Here is a 21,089-nt window from a genome sequence, read left to right on the forward strand (position 1 = left end):
GATCCAATGGACCGGGAGGTGCCCGCACTCTCCTCTCTTCCGCCTCCGACAACCACCTGGTGTTAACCCATGCGCGTCCTACTTATCGACAACTACGATTCCTACACCTACAACCTGTACCAGCTCCTAGCAAAGGTGTACGGCATCAGACCCGTTGTCGTACGGAACGACGCTGAATCCTGGGACCACCTCGATCTGAACGGCTTCGATGCCGCGGTCATCTCGCCGGGACCGGGGCACCCGGCCATCCCGCGTGACTTCGGCCGCTCCCGCGACGTTCTGGAGCACACCCGGCTTCCGGTCCTGGGCGTGTGCCTCGGGCACCAGGGCATGGGGCTCCTGGCGGACGCGCGGATTGTCCCCGCTCCGCAGCCCCGACACGGATACCTGTCGACGATCCGGCACAGCGGTGACGGACTCTTCGCCGGCATCCCGCAGGAGTTCACTGCCGTGCGCTACCACTCACTGAGCATCGCTGAACCCGCGCCCGCCCACCTTCAGATCACCGCGCGCGCCGAGGACGGAGTGGTCATGGGCCTGGCCCACTGCGATCGGCCCTGGTGGGGGGTGCAATTCCACCCCGAGTCGATCTGCACGGAGCACGGTGCCCTCCTCTTGGCGAACTTCCGGGACCTGGCGCTGGCCTCGGGCTCACGCGAGGGTGGTACCCGCATCCGTGACCGCCAGGTCAGCACTGGCACCAATGACATGTGCGTGTCTGTCGCACCGTCGACTCCGCACCCACACCCCGCGCGACTCCAGGCGCAGATCGGCATCCTGGACAGAGCGGTCGACGCCGAGGTTGCGTTCCTGGCTCTGTACGGCGCCAGCGCACGCTCCTTCTGGCTTGACAGCTCGCACGTCGAACCGGGCCTGGCCCGCTTTTCCTTCTTCGGCTCCGCGGAAGCGCCCGGAACCGAGATGCTGACCTACCGTGTGGAAGACAAGCATGTCGTCGTGGAGCCCGCGGGAGGTACTTCTCGTCTGGAAGGCGGCACCATCTTTGACGCCCTCAACCGCCGCACCGGCCGCGTGGTCGCCGGTGCCGAGGAGTTGCCCTTCGATTTTACCGGCGGCTACGTCGGTTACTTCGGTTACGAGCTGAAAGCCGATCTCGGCGCCAATCGCACCCACCGGTCGGAGACCCCGGACGCCGTGTGGCTTCAAGCCGACCGCTTCATCGCGGTGGACCACGCCGAAAACCGTACCTATGCCGTTGCCGTGTGCGAGCGGCAGGACTCAGGCGCCGCCCAGAAGTGGATCAGTACGGTAGTCCCCACCTTGGCCGACCTTCCCACAGCGCAGCCCGACACGTTTCCCCCACCTCGCGCCGAAAACCATGACGCGTCGAGACGACTGGTCCGCTCGCGCACCCAGTACCTGGCCGACATCCGTGAGTGCGATCGACGGCTGCGGGAGGGCGTGAGCTACGAAATATGTCTCACCAACAAACTCCGTCTGCCCGCACCAGCGAACGATTTCACCTACTACCAGCGCCTGCGCCGGCTGAACCCCGCTCCGTACGCCGCGTTTCTGCGCCTCGGCGAGGTCACGGTTTTCAGCTCCTCGCCCGAGCGATTCCTCAAGGTGGACGCCGCTCGCACGGTGGAAACCAAACCGATCAAAGGAACAGCGCCCCGCCACGCGGACCCGCGAACCGATGACGAGATACGGCGCTCCTTGCAGATGGATCCCAAGACGCGCGCGGAGAATCTCATGATCGTGGATTTGCTCCGCAACGACCTCGGACGGATCTGCGAGATCGGCAGCGTCGCTGTCCCGGCGCTCATGGTGACGGAGTCGTACGCCACCGTGCACCAGTTGGTCTCCACGGTCATCGGGACGCTGCGCGATGGCACGTCCGCCGTGGACGCGGTACGGGCCTGCTTTCCCGGCGGATCCATGACAGGAGCGCCGAAGCTGCGCACCATGGAGATCATCGACACGTTGGAGGATGAAGCCCGCGGGGTCTACTCCGGAGCCCTCGGCTTCATTGGACACACTGGAACCACCGACCTCAGCATCACCATCCGCACCGCTGTAAGTCACGATGGTGAACTGACCATCGGTGCGGGCGGCGCCATTGTCCTTGACTCCGACCCCGTCGCAGAGTACGAGGAGATGCTGCTCAAGGCCGAAGCGACCCTGCGGGCACTGCCGAAGGCGAGGGTTCCGGGCTCGTAGATGCCATGGGCCCAGGGGAGCGCTTGACCGTTGGCCTCGACGCCCGGTTCGCCGGGCTGCGGCTGACCCGCTGCGCTGAGCCGTTCGACGAGACCGCGAAGCCAGGGGCGGCGCGACAGCGGTAACACGTCGGGCCGGAGCGAGCCGGACCGTGTACGGCCGGCCAGCGATGACCTGAGAGACCGTTGCCGAATCTCTGTTGCCAAGCAGGTTGCTCGGGCGTTGCTGATCGAGATCGGCTGTCACACACCAGTGTGGGGGTAATCCGCCGTGCGGAACCGTGATATTCCATCATCTTCCTCACCGCCATGGGGGCCGACTCTCAGCATTCCGCCCGTGGATACGCCGCCGGAGCCGTCGACTACATCGGCAAACCCTTCGACCCCTGGGCGCTTCGGGCGAAGGTTTCGGTGTTCACCGACATTTTCCTGGAGCGCCGACTGCGTGCGGACTGAACACTCATGCCCGGCGGCCCCACTCCTCGCTCTCCGGCCATCAGCCTCGATCGCTGTGGTCGACATGGATCGTCGGACGACCGCAGGGGTACGGGTCACCGGCACCGTGGGCTACCCGTGGCCCTCCGCATCCGCGGAGCCGGAGCAGGAGGTGGCCGAGAACTCGGTACCGCCGGGTGTCGTGCCCGATCCTCCTCCACGGCCACAGTGGTGTGCCGCCATGTCGTACTGGCCTGTCATGCCTACCCCTGCCGTTCCCGGCCCGGCGTACCGGCAGCGTCAACCTGAATACGTACCGGCGCTGCCTCCCGAGAACCCTCGCTGTCGGTCGGCGGGTCATACTGGCCGGGTGACCACCCACCGCGTTCTGATCGTCGAGGACGACCACGGCCTGCGCGACGTGCTCGCGCGCGGGCTGCGCGACGAGGACTTCGAGGTGGTGACCGCGTCCGACGGTGCCGGGGCGCTGCGTGGTGTGGACGCGCGGGTGGACGCCGTGGTGATGGATATCGGACTGCCCGACTCGGACGGTCGTGACGTCTGCCAGGCGATGCGCGCCGCAGGGGTCACCGCCCCGGTCGTCTTTCTGACCGCGCGCGACACACTCCCCGACCGGCTCGCGGGTTTCTCCTCCGGAGGGGACGACTATCTCGCCAAACCGTTTCACCTGGCCGAGCTGGCGGCCCGTGTCCGTGCCGCCCTGCGGCGGGCCGGACGGGACAGCGCCATCGACGCGGGCGGCCTGCGGCTGGATCCCGTACGACACGAGCTGACCGCGCGCGACACCGCCGTACCGCTGACGCCCACCGAGTTCCGGCTGCTGGCCTGTCTGATGGCCGCGCCGGGTACGGTCGTACGGCGCCGGGAACTGCTGCGGGCGGGCTGGCCGGAGGGGGCGTATGTCAGCGACAACACACTCGACCAGTATCTGACCCGGCTGCGGCGCAAGCTGCGCGCCGCCGGCGCCTCGCACGGCATCGCCACGGTCCGTGGCATCGGCTACCGCTTCGCTCCCACTCCGTCATGAGACGGCTCGGGCGGAGTGTGTGGCCGGGCCTGGCCAAGGGGTCTCGTCGACACCGGCCGCCGCGCACACTGCGCGGGCGCCTCGCGCTGACGGCGCTGGTGACCAGCGCGCTGTGGGTCGCCGTCCTGACCACCGCGTTCAATCTGGTCCTGGACAACCGGCTGCGGGCGCAGGCCGACGATGTGCTGCGGACCCGCGCCGAGGCCGTGGCCACCACGGTCGAGCCACGGCCCGGCGGCCGGCTCGTCGTCCACGAGGCCGCGCGGGATCAGGCACTGGACGCCGGTGTGTGGATCTACCAGGGCGACCGCGCGATCGAGAAGCCTGCCGGTGTGCCGACCGCCCTTCAGCTCCGCGCGGACCGGCTCGCGGGACGGCACGAGGTGTTCACGGACGTCGGCGGCCCGAGCGCCACCCGGCTCTTCGCCCTGCCCGTGCGGGACACCGGCGGCCGGCAGGTGGGTACGGTGGTCACCTCGGTCGCACTGGACCCCTACCGCAGTACGGCGGACTCGGCCCTGACCGCGTCGGTCGTCCTCGCGCTGTTCCTGCTGGCCACGGTCTATCTGCTGACCCGGCTGGTTGTACGGCGTGCCCTGCAACCGGTCGGTCTGATGAGCGCGCGGGCGGCCCAGTGGAGCGAGGAGGGCGCCGCGCGGCGTTTCGGCGACGAAGGACGGCCCGCCGAACTCGCCTCGCTCGCGGCCAACCTCGATGAGCTGCTGGACCGGCTCGCGGCGGTTCTGCGCCACGAGCGGCAGCAGGCCGCCGAACTCTCCCACGAGCTGCGCACCCCACTGGCCCGGATCATCGCGGAGACCGAGTGGCTGACCGGGCGCCCGCGCGGGCCCGCCGAGCAGCGGGCCTCGCACGAGGCGATCGCGAGCGCCGCCGCCACCATGCGGCAGATCTGCGAGAGCCTGCTGTCCGAGGCCCGTACCCGTGGGGCCCAGGCCCCCGGCCGCTGCCGTCTTCCCGAGCTGGCCCGGTCTCTGGCGGCCCGGATCGGGGCGGACCACCCCGGCTCGCCCGCCGTGCTGGTCCGGGGGGACCGGGCCACCGCCGGGGTCTCGGCGGCCGTCGCGGAACGTATCCTGATGCCGCTCCTGGACAACGCCCGTCGCTACGCGGCGAGTTCGGTCGTGATCGGCTGCGCGACGGTGCCGGGGGCGGTCGAGATCTCCGTCTCCGACGACGGCCCCGGTGTGCCGGAGTCCTTCCTCCCGTCCCTCTTCGAGCCGGGCCGCCGCGCCGCCCCGGACGATGGGCACGACGGCGCGGGCCTGGGCCTGGCCCTCGCGCGCCGGCTCGCCCGCGCGGCCGGTGGCGACATCACCCTGGACGTTGCCGACCGGGTGTCCGGGGCGGTGTCCGGGGCGCGGTTCACCGTGCGTCTTCCGGCAGGATGACCCGGTCGGCGCCGCGGTGCGCCACATCCTTCCGGGTACGCGCCAGATACACGACGAGCCCGAGGATGACGGCGAGGAACAGTCCGCTCGTACCGACCGTCCCGAGTCCGAGACCGCCGTTCGCGCGGGGCTGCGAGAGATAGTCGCCCAGCGAGGCGCCGAGGGGGCGGGTGAGGACGTACGCGATCCAGAACGACCAGACGGCGTTCAGGTCGAGCATGAACCGGGTGGCCCAGACCGCGGCGATCAGCAGCGCGAACAGGATGGCCGACACCCAGTAGCCCAGCTGGAGCCGCTCCGCCGTGAGGTCGCCCGCCGAGGTGCCCAGCGCGAACGTGAAGAGGATCGCCAGCCAGTAGAAGCCCTCGCGGCGGCGGGTGCGGATGGTGTGGACGGACAGCGACCGCTCGCACCCGTACCAGGCGGCGAAGGTCAGGGCGAGGGCCAGGGCAAACACCCACGTGGTCGTCGTCAGCGGAACACCGAGGTTGTCGGTGAGATTGTCACTGACCAGTGTGCCGACGACACTGATCAGGACGACGGACAGCCAGTACAGACCGGGCCGGTACGACGCCGCCCGGAACTGGAAGAACAACGCGACGGCCAGCAGGGCCGCCATCACGTACGAGGTGTACGTCAGCCCCAGGCCCAGATCCGCGTTCAGCAGATCCGCCGCGGTCTCTCCCACGGTGGTGCACAGGATCTTGATGAACCAGAAGTAGAGAGTGATCTCGGGAACCTTGTTCCCCATCTCGCGGAGCCCGGCCGGGGCCTTCGCCGCATGCTTGTTGATCGTCATGCCCGGCAGCGTGGCAGCCCTTACCTGAACACATCCTGACCGCGCCTTTTCCCGGACCGCCACACCGCCGGACCGGCCAGGGAGTCAGCCCGCTCCGCCCGCCACCGAGCCTCCCGGCGAGTGCGGGAGGGCGAGGCCCGAGAGCACGCGGTCGGCTCGGCGGCGCCAGGTGTACCGCTGGAGGACCTCACTGCGGCTCGGTCGCCCAGCGTCCGCCGCAGGGCCCCGTCGGCCATCAGCTCGTTGATCGCGTCCAGCCACGCGTGGGTATCGGCGGGCGGGCGCAGCAGGCAGTTGACCCGGTCCTGGAGCACTTCGCGCAGGACGGGGAGGTCGGAGACGATCATGGCGCGCCCGTCGGCCATGTATTCGAACACCTTCATGAGGGAGGCCCATCGGCCGGTCTCCGCGATCCCGCCGGCGGTGTACACCTTCTGTTGGTACGGAGCGAGGACGACGTCGAAGAGGGGGAGGTAGGCGCGGACGGCGCCGGGTGGCCGGTGTCCGTGGAAGTACACGTTGGAGAGCCGGCAGGGCTCCTCCCAGCGGGCGCGGTCCTCGGGGGTGCCGCCGATGAGATGGACGAAGGACGGGAGCAGGGAGGCGAGTTCGAGGATGAAATCGATGCCACGTCCCGTGTAGAGGTGGCCGGTGTAGCCGATGCGCGGTACCCCGGACCGGCCGGGCAGCGTCGGCGCGGTCACGTATACGGGCCCCTGCAACCGGCGGGGCACTCCTACGCCGCTGTCGTACCGGCATGGATCAAGGCGGCGACCGCTCAGCAGCCCCTCGTGGTCCACGGGAACGGGAGCCGGACCCGCGACTTCACCTACGTCGGAACCGTCTGTCGGTACTCGCGCGGGCCGCGCTGCGAGGAGTGACCGACCCGGACCGGTCAATCCCGCTACGGCACCCGCACCTCGCTCATGGGCCTCGTCGCCGAGCTGGAGCGGGTGACAGGGGTCGTGCTGAGCCCACGTCACGAGCCGCCCCGTGCCGGGGACGTCCGGCACTCCCGGGCCGACAACACCCCGACTCCGCACGCTTTTCCCCGAGGTCGAGCCGACCCCGCTGCGCGAGGGCCCGGAGCGAACCGTTCAGTGGTTCCTCGCCCGCGACCGATCAACACGGGCAGCGGCTCTCCCGCCATCGGGCGAAGGTCAGGCTTTCTTGACCACACTGGACTTGAGCTGCATCGCCCCGAAACCGTCGATCTTGCAGTCGATGTCGTGGCCGTCGACTCCGTCGACCAGCCGGATGCCGCGCACCTTGGTGCCGGCCTTGATCCCCGAGGGGCTCCCCTTGACCTTGAGCGCCTTGACGACGACCACGGCATCGCCGTCCCGCAGCACATTGCCCACCGCGTCCCTGACCACCCGCTCGCCGTCAAGGCCCCCGCTCTCCACGGCACTCGCGGCGGGAACCCACTCGTGGCCGCATTCGGGGCACACCACGAGGGCGTTCATCTCGTAGGTGTACTCGCATGAGCACGTGGGGCAGGGAGGAGGATTCTCGATCACACTCTCAGGATATCCGTCCGCGATCGCTGCCCCGATGGGACGGGAACGGACGGCCGGGCAGGCCGGGCAGGTCGGGGCGGTCAGTAGGGATGTTTGTCGGGTTTGCTCGCCCATGCCTCGTACGCGGCCCTGCCGAGCTCGGGATAGCTGTGCACCATACGGATGCTCCGCTCGTGGATCGGCTTCTTGAAGTCCTCGTACTGGTACTCGTCGCTGAACCCGATCTCCTCGGTGGCCTTCAGATCGCAGCTGTAGTAGACGGCGTCACACCGTGACCAGTAGATGGCGCTCATACACATCGGACAGGGCTGGCCACTGGTGTAGATCTCGCAGCCCTTGAGCATCCGGGCCCGCTTCGGCACCCGGTCGGGGGATTCGGGCTCGCGCGGGATGAGTTTCAGTGTGCTCCTGTTCTGGTACTTCACCGCGATCGACGGTGCCTCCGGGTTCAGCACCTGGATCGCCTTGCGGATGGCCTCCACCTCGCCGTGTGCCGTTGGATCGCCGGTCAGCAGGACCCGGTTCTGCCCACGGGCGATGATCTCGCCGTCACGGGTGATCACCGCGCCGAACGGCCCGCCCCAGCCGTTCACCACCGACTCCGTCGCCAGTCGTACCGCCTCGGCCATGAACCTCTTCTTCGCCATGCTGCCTCTCCGTCACCCGCGTCCGGCGTATTCGCGTATCCGTCCTTTTCAGAAGATAGTCGCCCTACCGGGTCGGGCAACTCGGACCAGCCCCAGGGGGCTGATCCGGGCCCGAGAGCGGTGCGGGCGCGGCGGCGGTGTCCCTGGGCGCGCGGGACGGGTGCGGCGGTCAGGTGCGGCGGGGCTGTGGGGCGGTTGGGGCTGCTTCGACAGCGAGGGTGTGGCGGAAGACGTTGCGCGGGTCGTAGCGGGCCTTGATCTGCTGGAGGCGCGGGTAGTTGCCCTTGTAATAGAGGGTGTGCCAGGGGATGCCGGAGGTGTTCCAGGTGGGGTCGGCGAGGTCGATGTCGGGGTAGTTGATGTAGGAGCCGTCGCTGACTTCGCCGGGCACCGGTACACCGCCGGTGTCCGCGTGTACGTCGCGGTAGAAGGCGCGGACCCAGGCGAGGTTGGCCCGGTCGTCGGAGGCGTCGGCCCAGACGGTGTGGAAGTCGGCCTTCATGATGGCGTCCCGCTGGGCGACCGCGGTGGCTTCCGGTGGCACGGTGTTGACCTGGCCGCCGTAGCCGATGAGTTCGAGAGCGCCGGTCGGACCGCCGGTCGAGTCCGTCAGATGGCGGTGGATGGTGGAGAGCTGGGTGTCGGTGAACGGGCGTCGCAGATAGGCGGCCTTGATCTTGTAGCGTCGGGTGATGACATCCCCGGCCTGACCGGTACCGGGCCAGGTGAGGCGGTGCAGCCACGGCATGGTGCGCCGGACGTCGAAACTCGGCTCGACGCCGGATCCGGCGGTGACCGCGGACACGAAGTCATCGACCAGGACGTTCACTTGGGGGATGTCCGCGTCGGCCTGCACCGCCAGGTAGAAGCTTCCCGCGCTGCGGTGCGCGGCTGCCAGGATCGCGTACAGGCCGGTGCCGGGGGAGCCGGGCGCGCTGTTGTGTTCGTGCCAGCTCCCGAAGTTGCGCAGCAGGGTGGTGAAGGCGCGCTCGGTCATCCGCTCGTCCCACGCCCAGGTGATCACGCACTCCAACAGCTCCCGTGGTGTGGGCGGCAGCAACCGGGCCGGGTCGACCGCCCTCGTGCCGGCTCCGGTAACACCGCTGTCCGGGACCCTGCCCGTCCCTCCCGTCCCGGGTCGCTTCCCGGGCGCCGTGGGGTCGGCGCCGGGTGAGCGGAGCCAGTAGCGGGTGACGACGCCGAAGTTGCCGCCGCCCCCACCGGTGTGTGCCCACCACAGGTCACGGTGCGGGTCGTTCGGCTCGCGGGTGGCCACCACCACGCGTACGGTGCCGTCCCGGCCGACGACCACCACCTCCACGCCGTAGAGGTGGTCCACCACCGAGCCGTACCGGCGCGACAGCGGCCCGTACCCGCCCCCGGCGAAGTGCCCGCCCGCGCCCACCTCCGGACAGCCGCCCGCCGGGATGGTCACGCCCCACCCCGCGAACAGCGCCCGGTACACCTGCCCCAGCGTCGCACCCGGCTGGACCGCGAACGCGCTCCGCTCCCCGTCGTAGCCGACCGCGTCCATCGGGGAGAGGTCCAGCAGCATCCGCACCGCCGGGTCCGCGGTGAAACCCTCGAAACAGTGCCCGCCGCTGCGCACCGCGATCCGCCGCCCGGAACGTACGGCATCGGATACGGCACGGACCACCTGGTCCGTCGACCCGACCACCCTGATCTCCTCCGGCCGGCCCACGAACCGCCAGTTGTTGCCCCGCGCCAGACTCGTATAGCGGGAATCCCCCGGACGTACCGAAACGGGACCGAACCCCGCTCGATCGAACCCCGCTCGATCGAACCTCGCTCGATCGGATCCGGCCGCCCCGGCGTCGAGGGCGGTGGGGGAGCCGGTGAGCCCCGTGGCGGCACCGTCGGCCGCCACCGCGCCGACCGTGCCGAGCAAGGTGCGGCGGTTGAAAACGTCTCGGCCCGACCATGTCACGGGGTCTTCTCTCCCTGGGCCAGTGACTGCCAGAACGCGGCCTCGTACGCCTGCATCATCCGTGTCGCCTCCAGAGCCGCCGAAGGGTCCTCCCCGGCGTCCAGGCCCGACTGGAGAAAACGACCCGCCTGTTCTTCGAACCCCGGCGGCAGCGTCGAGAAGAACGTGAAGAACTCCACGTCGGCGGCGGTCAGGCCGTACCGCCGGGGCAGCGCGTCCGCCAGCCGCGCGCAGTACCCGCCCCAGAAACCGAAGTTCACCAGCAGGGCCAGCGCCAGCTCACTGCGCGTCCCGAACGCGACCAGCCAGCCCAGATAGTGCGGATACCCCTGTGCCATGGGGGACGGCCGCCACCCGTCCGCCCCCTCCGGTGGCGGACCGTCGTCCGCGGGCATCCTGTCAAGAGCCGACCGCAACCGCGCCAGCAGTTCCACCGCGCGCGTCTCTCCCTGGGCCAGACCGAGGAACAGCTCGGCGGCGGCATCGTCCGCGCCGAACCGCGAGGCCGCCAGCGCGAAGCCGCGCCGGTCACTGCGTACGATGAGCGACTCCTCCGCGACCAGGGAGAGCAGCCGCTTCCGTGGTGCCCCGCCGGTCTCCACCAGATCCACGAACGCATTGCGCGCGGCGGCAGCCGCCAGCTCCTGCTTCGCGTGGACACACAACTCCCGCGCATCGGCGAACCGGCCGTCGAACGGTCCCATGCACACCTCCAGAAAACCCGTGAGAGCGGGCAGCCAGCCGGAAATCTACTCGGACCCGTCCCCGCCAGGAGGACACCACGCCCACCGCACGCCATTGCCCGGCAGGGGGTGGGGCGGGACAGGGCGGGACGAGGCATCGGGCGTGCAGGGCCGAGGAGGTGACGGTCCGTCCGTCGTCCTTCCGCCCCGGGGATGTCAGTGGGCGCCGGTACGGTTCGGGAAAGTCGCCGGCTCGCGTTGTTCGGGCCGGCACGGGACGATGTCGAGGGGCGCCCATGGATCCGGTATCAACTGACTTCTCCACCACCCCCGGACGGCTGTCGAACGCCGTCGTCGCCGCCACCGGTGCGGGATCACCTTCTCGCATCTCGCGCTGGGCGCGGGCGGGTACATCAAGCCGGACCTCGCGGTGGACGGGCGGGAGGAGATCGCCGAGATCGTCGTCAAGGCGACCACCCTCGGCGGCGCGCGCCGATGGACGTCCTGCTCATACCGCCTGTCCATCACCCGCAACGCGGGCGGTTCCGAGACCCGGCTCTCCGCGATCGCTCTCCTCACGGGAGAGAGTGCCACGGGCCCGCTCGCGCGGCCGCCGACTTCACCGGCTGCTGCGCGCCCGCCGGGGGCGAGCCCGTCGGGTACCGGGGCGCGACCGTCCCCGGCCCGTGGTCCGACACCGAGCCGTGGGACGACCAACGGGAGGAGGTGCTGGGCGAGACGGCCCGCAGCCCGGACGACGCGGCCCGCCTCATCGGCAGGCTGGCCGCGCACAGGAAGCACTCCATATGAGGAGGCCCTGAACCAGGAGGCCCCGAATCCTTGCCGGTCCGGCCCGTCTGCCGTAACCGGCCCCCGTACGGAGCCGGTTACGGCAGACGGCTCACCCCGCGCTCGTCGCCAGCCCCGCCGCGACCGCCCGTACCGTCGGGTTGCGGTACAGCTCCCGCAGCCGCAGCGACGGCAGGCCCCGGGCGCGCAGCGCCGCCCCGATGCGTACCGCGTACAGGGAGTTGCCGCCCAGCTCGAAGAAGTCGTCGTCGAGGCCGACCGGGGTGCCGAGGATCTCGGTCCAGATCTCCCGGACCCGGTCGGTGAGGTCGTCGCCGGAGGGCTGTGGCGCGGCCGGGGCGGGCGGTGCGGCGGGCGCCGGCAGCCTGGCCGTGTCCAGCTTGCCGTTGGCGGTCAGCGGCAGCGCGTCCAGCGCGCTCACCGTGGCCGGGAGCATGTACTCCGGCAGGATCCCCGCCGCCCGTTCCCGCACCGCGCCGGTGTCCGCGCCGGGCAGCAGCACCACATGGGCGTCGATCCGCGCGGTCGCCGCGTCGGCGGGGTCGTCCCGGCGCACCACGACAGCCGCCGCGCGTACCCCCGGGTCCTCCAGCAGTACCGAGCGGATCTCGTCCAGCTCGATACGGAAGCCACGGATCTTGACCTGGCTGTCGATCCGCCCGAGGTGTTCGAGCCGTCCGTCCGGGCGCAGCCGCCCCAGATCGCCGCTGCGGTACATGGTCCCGCCCGTGACCGGGTCGGGTACGAACCGCTGTGCCGTCAGCTCCTCCCGGCCCAGATAGCCGAGCGCCACCCCGGCCCCGCCGACGCAGATCTCGCCCGCCACCCCGGGCGGCAGCAGCCGTCCGGCCGGGTCGGTGACGTACAGGTGCCAGCCGGGCAGCGCCGGGCCGACGCTGCGGCTCGCGGCCAGCGCCAGACGCCGGGTGAGGGTCTGTTCGGTGACGTGGACGGTGGTCTCCGTGATGCCGAACATGTTCACCACGCGGCACACCGGCTCCGGGTGCCGGTCGAACCACGGCAGCAGCATCCGCGCGTCCAGCGGCTCCCCGCCGAACACCACCAGCCGTACGCCCACCTCGGTGTGGTCCACGTCCAGCAGCTGGGCGAAGGCCGACGGGGTCTGGCTGAGCACGGTGACCCGCTCGGCCACCAGCAGGTCCCGGAAGCGGTCCGGCTCCCGTGAGACGGAGTAGGGCACCACCACCAGCCGCCCGCCGGTCAGCAGGCAGCCCCAGATCTCCCACACCGAGAAGTCGAAGGCGCTGGAGTGGAACCAGGTCCACACGTCGTCCGCGCCGAGCCCGTACTCGTCCCGGGTCGCGTCGACGAGCGCGATCACGTTCCGGTGCGGTACGACGACACCCTTGGGCCGGCCCGTGGAACCGGAGGTGTAGATGACGTACGCCGGGTCGTCCGGACCGGCGCCCACCGGCTCGGGGCCCTCGGAGGAGGCGGCCGCCCCGTCCGGCGCGAGGGCCGTGCATCCCGGCACCGCCGGGAACTCCGCCAGCCGGGTCACCACCACGCCCAGGCCCGCGTCCGCCGCCGTGTGCGCCAGCCGCTCCGCCGGGTAGGCCGGGTCGACGGGCACATAGGTGGCGCCCGCCTTCAGGACCGCGAGCAGGGTGACCACCAGCTCGGCGGTCCGCTCCAGACACACCCCCACCCGGTCCCCGGCCGCGACCCCCCGGGCGGCCAGCACGCGGGCCAGCGCCCCGGCCCGCTCGTCGAGTTCGCGGTACGACAGGGCCGTGGCCCCCTCCGTCACCGCGACCTGGTCGGGCGTGGCCGCCGCGATCCGCGCGAACGCCTCCGGGATGGTGACCGGGGTGGTCACCAGGGCCCCGGTCGGTCGGCCGAGCGCCGCGATCCGCTCCCGCTCGGCCGTGTCCAGCAGCTCCGCCTCGCCGGGCGCGGTGGCCGGGGAAGTCAGCACCTGCCGGTGCACATGGGCCAGGTGGCGGGCGAAGGCGGCGGCCACCTCCGGGGCGAGATGCGTGGCGAGGTGGTCGACGCGCAGCCGGGGGCCGTCGGCGTCCCGGTAGACGGAGACGGTGAGGGGGAACGGCGGGGCGAGACACGGCACGTACGTCCCGGGCAGCTCGGTGGCGTCGTACAGCAGCCCCGCGAGGATCTCGCCCTCGGCGGGCAGCGGCTTCGATCCGCCGAGCGTGGCCGCCTCCTCGACCCGGTACGCGCCGTGGTCGGTACCGACGAGGTGTGCGGTCCCGGGATCGTAGCGGCGCAGCGTGACGGCGAGCGCGGTCAGCCAGCTCGTCTCGTCACCGAGGTCCGCCAACGGCAGGACCACGGGGACGGCGGGGGCGCCCTCGGCCAGGCCCCAGGCGGGCGCGGCGGCGAGGGCCGGGCGGGGGGCTTCCGGGGTACCCGCGACGGGTGCGGTGGGCGTGGCGTCGGGGGCCGAGGCCAGCCGGGCCAGCGCCTGCCGGTCCCAGCCGGTGCGCGGGGCCACGACGACGAGGTCCCGTACCCCGTCCGCGTAGCGCAGCAGCACCCGGCGGGGGGTCTCGGCGGGGCGGGCGAGTTCCAGGGCGCGGCGGCGTTCGGCGCGGGGGTCGTCACAGGCGGCGGCGACGTTCTCGGTCCAGGCGCCGACGGGGTCGTGGCCGACGCGGACGCGCAGGGCGTGGCAGTGGGCTGCGGGGCCTGACACGGTGGTGCTCCTTGGCGGTTCGAGGGAAAAGAAGAAGGCGGGCGGGGCGGCGAAGTCCGGTGCGGACCGCTCAGCGGGCGCTGAAGCCGCCGTCCACGGTCAGGACCGAGCCGGTGATCTGCCGGGACTCGTCGGAGGCGAGGAAGACCACGGCGGCGGCCACGTCCTCGGGCTCGATCAGCGCGTTCATGGGCTGTGCCGTGACGAAGGCCTGCTCGTGCTCGTGCACCGGCACCTCCAGCGCGCGGGCGATCTCCGCGAGCATCCGCCCCTCCGCCCCGGCGTCGTCCCGTACCGACCCGGGGCAGACCGCGTTCACCCGGACCTTGTTCGGCGCGTAGTCCAGCGCCGCCGCCTTGGTGAGCCCGACCACGGCGTGCTTGGCGGCCACGTACCCGGCGAAGTGCCGGTAGCCGACCAGCCCGGCGGTGGAGGCCACGTTGACGATGCTGCCGGAACGCCGGGCGGCCATCGCCCGGCCGACCTCGCGGATCACCCGCCAGGCCCCGGACAGGTCCACGTCGATCATCAGGGACCACTCGTCCTCGTCGATCTCGTGCACCGGCTTGCCGGAAGGCGCGGCGATGCCCGCGTTGTTGACGGCCACATCGATCCGGCCGTAGCGGTCGGTGGCCAGGGCCACCGCCTCCCGTACGGCCCGCAGATCACGGATGTCGGCGGTCGCGGTCAGCACCGCCGCGCCCGCCTCCCGGCACAGCGCGGCCGTGTGCTCCAACTGGCCGGGGGTGCCCAGCGGGTAGGGCACGCCGGGCAGATCGGCGCAGATGTCGACCAGGGTGAGGTCGGCGCCCTCGGCGGCGCAGGCGAGGGCGGTGGCCCGGCCGAGTCCGCGGGCGGCGCCGGTGACGAGGACCGACTTGCCGTGCAGACGCATCGGGAACTCCTTGGGATCGTGGGGCAGTTGGGGGCTGGGAAGGGGTTCAGAGGACAGTGGAGACGATCAGCCGGACCAGGGCGGGGGCCGCGTCCATGAGGTACATGTGGCCGCCTGGCACCTCGACGTGTTCGAAGTCCCGGCCGGCGACCTTGCTCCAGGACTCGGCGTCGTCGTAGCCGACGAGGTCGTCGTCCTCGCCGCGCACCACGGTCAGCGGCGCGTCGAGCGGCAGGTCGGTGGTGGGCACATAGCTCTCGTGCATCTCCACGTCGGCGCGGAGCGCGGGCAGGATCATCTCCCGCATCTCCGGGTCGTCCAGGGCGGGGTGGTGGTAGCCGGCGAACTCGCCGACACGGGCCAGGAAGTCGTCGTCGGACAGGCCGGTGGCCCGCGCCGCGCGGCCCCGGGCGGGCTCGGGGGAGCCGCTGACGAACAGGCGGACCAGCTCCACACCGTCCTCGGCGGCCAGCCGGTGCGCCAGCTCGTACGCGAGCACGGCGCCGAGGCTGTGCCCGAACAGCGCCACCCGGCCGCGGGCCCGCTCCCGGACCTGGCCGAGCAGCCCCTCGACGGCCTCCGGGACGCTGCGGTACGGGTCCTCGTCGATCAGCCGCTCCCGGCCCGGCAGTTGCAGCGGTACGACCTCCAGGGCGTCGCCCGCGAGGGCGCTCCAGGGGCCGTAGACGGAGGCGCCGGCACCCGCGTAGGGCAGGCACAGGAGCTGGACGGTGTCAGGCATGGTCATAGTGGTTCTCCTCGTGGGGTCGGGACGGGCCGGTGGGCCCGGGGGTCTCGTCGGGCGCGGCGCCGGGGCCGGGCACGAACAGGCCGGTGAGCCGGGCCGCCTCGACCGCCGTGCGCAGCGGTTTCTCCGCCCGCTCGGGGCCGGGCATGCCGGGGCCGACCGGCATGACGTTCAGGGTGGTGGCGCCGGCCCGCGCGAACTGCGCCATCCGCTCGGCGATCCGCTCGCGCGGCCCCAACAGCGAGGTCGCGTCGAGGAACTCCAGCGGTACGGCGGCCATCGCGCCGGGGTAGTCGCCGGCCAGGAAGCGCTCCTGGACGACGCGGGCCTGCGGGCCGAAGCCCATGCGTTCGGCGAGCAGGGTGTAGTGGTTGTCGTCGTGCCCGCCCATGCCTCCCAGGTAGAGCGCCGCGTACCCGCGCACCCGGCGGGCGCAGGTCCGCCAGTCGGGCCCGGTGACCAGCGGGACGGTGGGGGCGATGTCGAAGCCGTCGAGGCTCCGCCCGGCCCTGGCGAGCCCGGTGCGCAGCGCCTCCAGCTGGCCGCCGGAGTGCTCGGGCGAGAAGAACACCGGCAGCCAGCCGTCGGCGATCTCCCCGGCCAGCTCCAGGTTGCGGGGGCCGAGCGCGGCCAGATACACGGGCAGGTGGTCGCGGGGCGGGCGGATGCTCAGGGTCAGGGCCTTGCCGGGGCCGTCGGGCAGCGGCAGCGTGAAGTGGCGGCCCCGGTACGCGAGCGGTGTGCGGCTCAGCGCCTGGCGCACCAGGCGGATGTACTCGCGGGTGCGGCCCAGCGGCGCGGTGAACCGTACACCGTGCCAGCCCTCGGAGACCTGGGGCCCGGACACCCCGAGCCCGAGCCCGAGCCCGAGCCGGAACCGGCCGCCGGACAGAGCGTCGAGGGTCGCCGCGGTCATCGCCGTGGTGGCCGGGGCGCGGGCCGGTATCTGGAGCACGGCGCTGCCCACGTCGATACGGGAGGTGTGGGCGGCGATCCAGGTCAGCAAGGTCACGGCGTCGGAGCCGAAGGCTTCCGAGATCCAGACGGCGGAGTAGCCGAGCCGTTCGGCGAGGGAGGCCAGGGCGAGGCCCGTGGCGTCGTTGGTACCGGCCCAGCAGCCGAGGTTGACGCCCAGGCGCAGGGTGGGAGCGGTCATGGGAAAACTCCTGTGGCGCGTGGTCAGTGGCTGGTACGGGTGCGGTAGCGCCAGGTCGAGAGGGTGGTGAACACGGCGAGCAGGACCAGTGAGCAGATCACGGTGTAGAGCGTGGGATGGTGCGCGGGCCAGGCGTGCTGGAGGTGGAAGCCGGGCGGGGGAGCGTTGCCGAACAGTTCGCGCAGCGCGTTGGCGAGCGAGGTGATCGGGTTCCAGGCGGCGAGGAGGGGCAGCGGTCCGGGCAGGGTGGCGCCGGAGACGAACCCGGACGAGATGAACGTCGCCGGGAAGAGCCAGATCAGCCCGAGGCTGCCGGCCACCTGCGGGTTGGGCGTGACCAGCGCGACGAACACCCCGATCCATGACATCGCGAAGGCGAACAGCAGGACCAGCAGACACCCCGCCGCTATGTCCAGCGGTCCGCTGTGCGGGCGCCAGCCCATCAGCAGCCCGCACGCGGTGGTCACCGCGACGCTGGTCACACAGGTGGTCAGGTCGGAGGTGGTGCGCGCGAGCAGCAGCGCCACCCGGGAGATCGGCAGGGCGCGGAACCGGTCCACCATGCCGTGCTCCAGGTCCCGGGAGAGCCCCACGGTGGTGAAGGTGGTGGTGAAGGCCACCGTCTGCGCGATCAGCCCGGCCACCATGTACTCGCGGTACGCCCCGCCGCCCAGGCTGTTGCCGAAGACGTAGCCGATGAGCAGCGCGTAGAGCACCGGTTCGACCAGACAGGAGATCAACAGGCCGGGGGTACGGCGCAGATGGAGGAGGTTGCGCAGGGCGAGCCGGCCGCTCTCGGAGACGACCCGCGCGGCCGGGTTGCGCCGATCGGCCGACGGTGGCGCGACGACGGGTCGTACCGGGGTGCAGGTCATGCCGCCTCCCGCCGGGCGCGGCTGGTCAGGCCGAGGAACACGTCGTCGAGGGTGGCGCGGTGCAGCCCGATCTCCAGCACCTCGACGCCCTCGTCGGCCAGCGCGGCCAGGGCGCGGGCGAGGGCGGCGCGGCCGTCGGTGACGGCGGCCTCCACCCGGCGGGCCCGGCGGTCGACGGCCGGGACCAGACCGGTGGCGCGGGCGGCGGCGCGGGTGGCCGGGTCGATCTCGTGGTCCTCGGCGACGTACAGCACGAGCCGCTGTCCGGCGGTCGCCTTGAGGGAGTCGCTGGTGCCCTCGGCGACCACTTTGCCCCGGTCGATCACGGTGATCCGGTCGGCGAGCCGGTCCGCCTCCTCCAGGTACTGGGTGGTGAGCAGGATCGTGGTGCCGCCGGCCACCAGCTCGCCGACCGCCTCCCAGGTGTCGAGGCGGCTCTCCGGGTCCAGCCCGGTGGTGGGCTCGTCCAGCAGGACCAGTGGTGGCGCCCCGACCAGGGCGGCGGCCAGGTCCAGCCGGCGGCGCATACCGCCCGAGTAGGTGGCGGCGGTGCGGCCGGCCGCACCGGTGAGCCGGAAGCGCTCCAGCAGCTCGTCCGCGACCCGGCGCGCGCCCCGGCGGCCGAAGCCCCGTAGCCCGGCGATCAGCCGAAGATTCTCGAAACCGGTCAGCATGTCGTCCACGGTTGAATACTGACCTGCCATGCCGATGGTCGAGCGCACCTTTTCCGGTTCGTCGACCACATGCCGTCCGTTCACGAAAGCGTTTCCCGAGTCCGGCTTGATGAGAGTGGTCAGTACTTTCACCAGAGTTGTTTTTCCCGCTCCGTTCGGACCGAGGAGGGCCATGACCTCTCCTGGTCTGACTTCTAGGTCAATACCCTGCAATGCCTGGCTTTTCTTGAATGTCTTATATATGCCCTGGACGAGCACTGCTGACCTGGTGGAGGTATGCACAAGATCGTTTCTACGCCGCTTCGGTGTCCCCGTCGACCATGTGACTTTCAAGTTTTCTTTGGGATCTCGTGGCCGGGTTTTGCTCCCGCTTGATCGTTTGTACAGCTTCCGATCGACCTTGATCATGTACGTTCTCAACGTGCGAGAATTTCTGACGACATTGCGTGAGAGGGCCGCGAAAAATCCTGACCGGCCCGCCGTTACATTCGTCTCGGATTTCACTGAAAATGTCTCCGAGATACGTAGTAGAGGAGAACTCGACCTCTGCGCACGCCGTATCGCCTCCTGGTTGCAGGAACGTTTCTGTGCAGGCGACCGCGCTCTTCTCCTCTATTCACCCGGCCTCGAATTCGCCACGGCCTTCACCGCCTGCGTCTACGCCGGCGCGGTGGCCGTCCCCGCTCCGCTGCCCGGTCGCTACCGGCACGAGCGCAGGCGGCTGGCCACGATCGTCCGGGACGCGGGGGTCCGGGCGGTCCTCACCCAGCGCTCCGACCTCCCCGAGGTCGAGAAGTGGCTCGCGGAGGAGGGCATCACCGATGTCCTCTGCCACGCCACCGACTCGGGAGAGGGTGACCCCGCGGCCTGGACCGAACCCGCCGTCACCCCCGACACCCTGGCCCTGCTCCAGTACACCTCCGGCTCCACCGGCTCCCCCAAGGGCGTCATGGTCAGCCACGGCAACCTGGTCGTCAACGTCGAGCGGATCGTCACCTCGCTCGGCCTCCACGAACCGCGCTGCGGCGGCTGGATACCCCTCTACCACGACATGGGCCTGATCGGCCTGATGCTGCCCGGCCTGATCAACGGTGACGGCTACGTCCAGATGGACCCCATGTCCTTCCTGCGCCGTCCCTACCACTGGCTGCGCATGCTCGACACCTACCAGGTCGACTTCACGGCCGCCCCCGACTTCAGCTACGAGATGTGCGTGGCCCGGGTCACCGACGAACAGCTCGCCACCCTCGACCTCTCCCGTCTCACCGCCGTCGACGGCGCCGAACCCGTGCGCGCGGCCACCGTCACCGCCTTCGGCGAGCGGTTCGCCCCCGCCGGTTTCCGCCCCGGGGCACTGGTGCCGATGTACGGCCTGGCCGAGGGCACCCTCATGGCCAGCGGCAGCGGCGGCCGCCCGCCGCTGCGCACCCCGTTCGACACGGCCGCGCTGGAGGCCGGCGAGCTGCGCCCCGCGGGCGAGGGGCCGGCCAGGACGCTCACCGGCTGCGGCGCGGCCACCGGCTCCGACGTACTGATCGTCGACCCCGGCACCGGCTCGGCGCTGCCCGACGGGCGGATCGGGGAGATCTGGCTCAGCGGCCCCTGCGTCGCCCAGGGCTACTGGGGCAACCCGGAGGCCACCGCCGCCACCTTCGGCGCCCGTACGGCCGAGGGCGGCGGACCCCATCTGCGCACCGGCGACCTCGGCGGCTTCCTCGACGGCGACCTCTATGTCACCGGCCGCCGCAAGGACGTCCTCGTCCTGCACGGCCGCAACATCTACCCGCACGACGTCGAGGCCGAACTCCGCGAGCAGCACGAGGAGCTGGCGGGCCTGCACGGGGCCGTGTTCATGGTCGGCGACGGCGACGGAATCGACATCGGGCCCGCCGTCGTCCTCATCCACGAGATCCGCGCCCACTGGGGCGCCGAGCGACTGCGCGAGATCGCCGTCGCCATGAAACAGACCGTGGCCCGCGAGTTCGGCGTCCCCGTCGCCGCCGTCGCCCTGGTCAGGCCCGGTGCCGTACGCCGTACCACCAGCGGCAAGGTCCAGCGCTCCGCGATGCGCGCCCTGCACCTCGACGGCACCCTCGACCCCCTGCACCTCAACGAGGACCCGCTGCTCACCGCCGCGCTCACCGGACACCGGGAGGTGGCCACCCCGTGATCACCGCGGCCGACCTGGAGTCCCTGCTCACCGCCCACGAGCACCACGGGCACGGAGCTTTCGCGCCCACCGCGCCCACCGCGCTCGCCGCCCTCGACGAACGCGAGGAATTCCAGGCCGCCGCCGTCCACGCCCTCGACGAGGCCGGTCTGCCCGCCCACTACCTGGTCGCCCGGTACGTACGGCTGCTGACCCGCGCCGTCTGCGTCCAGGTCTGGCGCGCCGCCCCCGGTGACTTCCCCGCCGATCCGGTCTGGCTCCGCGCCGCCCTGCACCGCTCGGCCCCGGCCCCGGTCGCCCGGCGCCGCTGCCGGGACCGGTGGAGGCCACGCTCTTCGCGGAACTGCTGGAACGCCACCGCACCGGCCGCTCCCTCGGACTGACGGGCCGTCCGCTCGCCTGGTGACCGTCC

18 protein-coding genes and 1 pseudogene are annotated in these 21,089 nt (G+C 71.4%); 7 read left to right on the top strand and 12 right to left on the bottom strand.

The window, feature by feature from the left end; all coding sequences use genetic code 11:
- Window positions 1-69 precede the first annotated feature (69 nt).
- The 4 genes and pseudogenes from pabB to ACIP8W_RS14475 all read left to right on the top strand — a co-directional run bounded on the left by pabB (window position 70) and on the right by ACIP8W_RS14475 (window position 5,075).
- On the top strand, window positions 70-2,184 hold the full coding sequence (gene pabB / locus ACIP8W_RS14460) for an aminodeoxychorismate synthase component I (RefSeq protein WP_402203153.1): 2,115 nt from the start codon (window positions 70-72) through the stop codon (window positions 2,182-2,184).
- A gap of 290 nt (window positions 2,185-2,474) precedes the next feature.
- Window positions 2,475-2,639, top strand: a pseudogene (locus ACIP8W_RS14465) (response regulator); the annotation flags it as partial.
- Window positions 2,640-2,988: 349 nt separating this feature from the next.
- Complete coding sequence (locus ACIP8W_RS14470) at window positions 2,989-3,666, top strand: response regulator transcription factor (RefSeq protein WP_401955625.1); 678 nt, start codon at window positions 2,989-2,991, stop codon at window positions 3,664-3,666.
- Window positions 3,663-5,075 carry an ATP-binding protein gene (locus ACIP8W_RS14475; protein WP_401955626.1) on the top strand — a complete coding sequence of 471 codons (1,413 nt, stop codon included), beginning with the start codon at window positions 3,663-3,665 and terminating at the stop codon, window positions 5,073-5,075. Before ACIP8W_RS14470 ends, ACIP8W_RS14475 begins: the two co-directional genes overlap by 4 nt.
- On the opposite strand, the gene ACIP8W_RS14480 is transcribed toward ACIP8W_RS14475, so the two are convergent.
- Window positions 5,050-5,874, bottom strand: a complete 825-nt coding sequence (locus ACIP8W_RS14480; RefSeq protein WP_402203155.1) for a hypothetical protein — start codon at window positions 5,872-5,874, stop codon at window positions 5,050-5,052. The two genes, ACIP8W_RS14475 and ACIP8W_RS14480, sit on opposite strands and share 26 nt — an antisense overlap.
- Window positions 5,875-5,894: 20 nt before the next feature.
- A complete protein-coding gene (locus ACIP8W_RS14485) occupies window positions 5,895-6,578 on the bottom strand; it encodes a glycosyltransferase family 4 protein (protein WP_402203157.1) in 684 nt (227 codons plus the stop codon).
- Between ACIP8W_RS14485 and ACIP8W_RS14490 the strand changes: the two genes are divergently transcribed.
- Complete coding sequence (locus tag ACIP8W_RS14490) at window positions 6,519-6,755, top strand: NAD-dependent epimerase/dehydratase family protein (RefSeq protein ID WP_401955629.1); 237 nt, start codon at window positions 6,519-6,521, stop codon at window positions 6,753-6,755. The genes ACIP8W_RS14485 and ACIP8W_RS14490 overlap by 60 nt on opposite strands.
- A 279-nt stretch (window positions 6,756-7,034) precedes the next feature.
- Here the strand turns inward: ACIP8W_RS14490 and ACIP8W_RS14495 are convergent, their stop codons facing one another.
- From ACIP8W_RS14495 to ACIP8W_RS14540, 10 genes are all read right to left on the bottom strand, one after another.
- On the bottom strand, window positions 7,035-7,394 hold the full coding sequence (locus ACIP8W_RS14495) for a zinc ribbon domain-containing protein YjdM (protein WP_401955630.1): 360 nt from the start codon (window positions 7,392-7,394) through the stop codon (window positions 7,035-7,037).
- Between the two features lie 80 nt (window positions 7,395-7,474).
- Complete coding sequence (locus tag ACIP8W_RS14500; RefSeq protein ID WP_401955631.1) at window positions 7,475-8,041, bottom strand: nucleoside deaminase; 567 nt, start codon at window positions 8,039-8,041, stop codon at window positions 7,475-7,477.
- A 169-nt stretch (window positions 8,042-8,210) separates the two neighbouring features.
- Window positions 8,211-9,989 carry an FAD-binding oxidoreductase gene (locus ACIP8W_RS14505; protein ID WP_402203160.1) on the bottom strand — a complete coding sequence of 593 codons (1,779 nt, stop codon included), beginning with the start codon at window positions 9,987-9,989 and terminating at the stop codon, window positions 8,211-8,213.
- Window positions 9,986-10,693, bottom strand: coding sequence for a hypothetical protein (locus ACIP8W_RS14510; RefSeq protein ID WP_401955632.1), 708 nt, complete (start codon window positions 10,691-10,693; stop codon window positions 9,986-9,988). Before ACIP8W_RS14510 ends, ACIP8W_RS14505 begins: the two co-directional genes overlap by 4 nt.
- 880 nt (window positions 10,694-11,573) lie before the next feature.
- On the bottom strand, window positions 11,574-14,159 hold the full coding sequence (locus ACIP8W_RS14515; protein WP_402203162.1) for an amino acid adenylation domain-containing protein: 2,586 nt from the start codon (window positions 14,157-14,159) through the stop codon (window positions 11,574-11,576).
- A 70-nt stretch (window positions 14,160-14,229) separates the two neighbouring features.
- Window positions 14,230-15,054 (bottom strand): SDR family oxidoreductase, encoded by an 825-nt coding sequence (locus ACIP8W_RS14520; RefSeq protein WP_401955634.1) that lies wholly within the window; start codon window positions 15,052-15,054, stop codon window positions 14,230-14,232.
- A 46-nt stretch (window positions 15,055-15,100) separates the two neighbouring features.
- On the bottom strand, window positions 15,101-15,802 hold the full coding sequence (locus tag ACIP8W_RS14525) for a thioesterase II family protein (protein ID WP_401955635.1): 702 nt from the start codon (window positions 15,800-15,802) through the stop codon (window positions 15,101-15,103).
- A complete protein-coding gene (locus ACIP8W_RS14530) occupies window positions 15,789-16,958 on the bottom strand; it encodes an LLM class F420-dependent oxidoreductase (RefSeq protein WP_402203165.1) in 1,170 nt (389 codons plus the stop codon). Before ACIP8W_RS14530 ends, ACIP8W_RS14525 begins: the two co-directional genes overlap by 14 nt.
- A 23-nt stretch (window positions 16,959-16,981) precedes the next feature.
- Entirely contained in the window at window positions 16,982-17,833 is an 852-nt protein-coding gene (locus tag ACIP8W_RS14535; RefSeq protein ID WP_401955637.1) for an ABC transporter permease, read from the bottom strand.
- A complete protein-coding gene (locus tag ACIP8W_RS14540) occupies window positions 17,830-18,789 on the bottom strand; it encodes an ABC transporter ATP-binding protein (RefSeq protein ID WP_402203167.1) in 960 nt (319 codons plus the stop codon). The genes ACIP8W_RS14535 and ACIP8W_RS14540 overlap by 4 nt, the downstream gene beginning before the upstream one ends.
- A 124-nt stretch (window positions 18,790-18,913) precedes the next feature.
- Between ACIP8W_RS14540 and ACIP8W_RS14545 the strand changes: the two genes are divergently transcribed.
- Together ACIP8W_RS14545 and ACIP8W_RS14550 are read left to right on the top strand one after the other, a co-directional pair.
- Window positions 18,914-20,677: a fatty acyl-AMP ligase gene (locus ACIP8W_RS14545; protein ID WP_402203169.1), complete on the top strand. Its 1,764-nt coding sequence runs from the start codon at window positions 18,914-18,916 to the stop codon at window positions 20,675-20,677.
- On the top strand, window positions 20,674-21,060 hold the full coding sequence (locus ACIP8W_RS14550; protein ID WP_402203171.1) for a hypothetical protein: 387 nt from the start codon (window positions 20,674-20,676) through the stop codon (window positions 21,058-21,060). The genes ACIP8W_RS14545 and ACIP8W_RS14550 overlap by 4 nt, the downstream gene beginning before the upstream one ends.
- Window positions 21,061-21,089 lie beyond the last annotated feature (29 nt).

The sequence above is a fragment of the Streptomyces sp. NPDC088554 genome, from assembly GCF_044752945.1.
Classification (GTDB): Bacteria; Actinomycetota; Actinomycetes; order Streptomycetales; family Streptomycetaceae; genus Streptomyces.